Origin of the sequence: Bacillus sp. CCNWLW194, from assembly GCF_037120585.1 — a bacterium.
GTDB classification, from domain to species: domain Bacteria; phylum Bacillota; class Bacilli; order Bacillales; family Bacillaceae_G; genus Bacillus_A; species Bacillus_A basilensis.
This window is the reverse complement of sequence record NZ_JBBBBL010000046.1, coordinates 1-2,729: the sequence shown is the minus strand read 5'-3', so window position 1 is coordinate 2,729 and position 2,729 is coordinate 1. Positions and strand designations below refer to the sequence as shown.

General features: G+C 36.3%; 2 protein-coding genes. One reads left to right on the top strand and one right to left on the bottom strand.

Going from position 1 to position 2,729, the window contains the following annotated elements; all coding sequences use genetic code 11:
* Positions 1–1,461: serine hydrolase domain-containing protein (locus V7S50_RS33885; protein WP_336376858.1), on the bottom strand; the 1,461-nt coding region annotated here is incomplete at its 3' end.
* A gap of 567 nt (positions 1,462–2,028) precedes the next feature.
* On the opposite strand from V7S50_RS33885, the gene V7S50_RS33880 reads away from it, so the two are divergent.
* Positions 2,029–2,729: serine hydrolase domain-containing protein (locus tag V7S50_RS33880; protein WP_336376857.1), on the top strand; the 701-nt coding region annotated here is incomplete at its 3' end.

Below are 2,729 nucleotides of genomic sequence, written 5' to 3'. Positions count from 1 at the left end.
GCTTTTAGGAGAGGTGTAGTGAAAATATGTGATTTCTCCTGCTGAATTCTTTTTGAAAGCAACTTTGTTGCCTTCCGAATCTTCAAATAACAACGGATGAATCATTTTCAGAATTTGTTTTCCAGTTGTTCCACCCTCCATGACCAAATTCCCATTTTCATAAGTAAAATGAGTGCGAATTGCAGAGAAACGCGTATTTTGGAATAAGCCCAAGTATTTATGAGCTTCTTTTTCTTCTAACGGAAGATAACTTGTTTTTACTTCATTCTTCTTAGCAGGGAAGTAGTGATCCATGAGAGCTTCATATATGTCTATACTCATCATTGAATCATTATTGTAAGACATGAAGAATGCTGTTTTTTGTTCAGGCACTAAAATTAGCAGTGATTGATGTCCAGGCATACTTCCACCTTTCATTACAACGTGTTGACCGTTAGCAAATTTATTAAAAGGTGTTTCAAATCCAATTGTCGCAACAGGGATTGTCTTATCATCAAAAACTTGATAGGCATGCATCATATCTATGCTTTTTTTACTTACAATTTCTTTGTCTTTAAACGTTCCTTTCTGTAGTTGCATAATCATGTATTTTGACATGTCTTCCGCAGTAGATAAAATGCTTCCTTGTGGCGTATCCCTTAAACCGCTCCCACTTGTTGGAATCGGATCACCAGTGGGACCATAATGTGTAGCCATTCTTTCGAGAAGGTCAGGCGTAAAGCTCATACTCGTGGATTTCATATCTAATGGTTTGAAAATATTTTTTTCCATATATTTCGAGAAAGGGGTGTTAGTAGCATTCTCTACTGCAAACCCTGCGAGCGCAAATGAGACGTTGTCATACGTATAAGCTTCCCCTGGTGGCCGTATCACCGTTGGCATATGTTTAGAGAAAAATTCTTTCATTGGTATACTATTATGAACGTATTCGGGTCCAGTTATATTTGTGAGGTCCGGAAAATCTACCCCGCTAGTATAAGTGAGCATATCAAACAGGGTGAGAGGTTTCCCTGTTTGATTAGGGATTTTTATTCCACCAAGATATTTTTGTACGTCTTGATCAAGTTTAAGCTTTCCTTTATCGACTTGCTGCATCACAGCCAAAGCAGTAAAAGTTTTTGAGACTGAAGCGATTTGAAAGACCGTGTCTTTAGTGACGGGGATTTTCTTTTCTTTATTGGCATATCCATATCCTTTATTGACAACGACTTTTCCATCATGAACGACGACAAAACTAGAACCGTTCACATTATACTTCTTCATTTTTTCTTCAAATAACGGGTCAGCAAAAGATTCTATTTCTTTTTTATTATTAGGTCCTTCCATCATTTGAATATTAGTCGAGGATGCTAATGGTTTTGATTTTTCAGCTTCTAATAATTGTTGGGAACACGCAGAAATCATTGTTGAAGAAGAAAGAAGAACTGCAACAATCCCCAGTTTGTTAATTGCTTGTTTCATTTTTGTACGCTCCTTTAATTGATTTGTTTTTTTGTTAGCGAAACGAGTTAGCACCCGTTAGCGTATGAACAGAGTGTAGCAAGAGGCAAGTCATAGTAGGTAGTGAGTTTTTGTAATATTTATAAAGAAGAACAAAAATTGAGTCGATAAAGCTGTATTAATAGTTATGTCATAAAAATCATGACATTTTGACACTACTGTGTATGACAGAAAAACACTTAGTATCAAAGAGCAGTTATTAATAAATGAGGAGGGGAGATTTTCATTGCGTATGATAAAAAGGTAGAGAGGCATGAAAGGGAAACAGGTATGACATATTTATGAAAAATAAACCAGTAACGAGATTGTTTTAAGGAAAAGAAGTAATTTTTAGGATTAACATACATGTGGAAAAAGAGGGATTTACCGTTTGTTAGGATTCAATAGCGTTCGTGAAAATAATACTGAGTAAAATACTTGCAAATCAACTCTTGTCCATTTGTCTTCGGTAAAGATGAAAGCTGTGTGACTAGTATAAAACAGCAAATAATTACTAATAAAATATGAATAGAGGAGAGGAATATTTTTATGAAAAAGCATTGTCAGATTACATCTACAGGTTTAGGTCTTTTAATGACTGGAAGTTCTCTATTATATACAACGCCAACCTCAATTGTAAAAGCAGAGCCCACTCAAAATGTATCTAGTTCGTTACAAATAAGTACCCAACAAAATCGTACTTCTGTTAAGCAAGCAATGCGGGATACACTACAACTTGGATACCCTGGAATACTCGCTAAAATTTCAAAGGATAGAAAAACGTGGAGTTATGCTGCTGGGGTAGCGGATCTGAGAACGAAGAAACCAATGAAAGCAGATTATCGCTTTCGTATTGGCAGTGTGACGAAGACATTCATTGCAACAGTTCTACTTCAATTAGCTGGAGAAAATCGCTTGAATCTAGATGACTCCATCGAAAAATGGTTGCCTGGTGTCATTCAAGGAAACGGATATGATGGTAACCAGATTACGATTCGGCAGATATTGAATCATACAAGTGGGATTGCCGAATACTTAAAGTCAAAAGACTATGATATTTTGGATACAAAAAAAATATATACGGCTGAAGAATTAGTAAAGATGGGAATTTCTCTTCCCCCAGACTTTGCTCCAGGCAAGGGCTGGTCTTATTCAAACACGGGATACGTAATACTGGGTATCCTTATTGAAAAAGTAACTGGAAATAGCTATGCAGAAGAGGTTGAAAATCGGATTGTTGAACCGCTCGA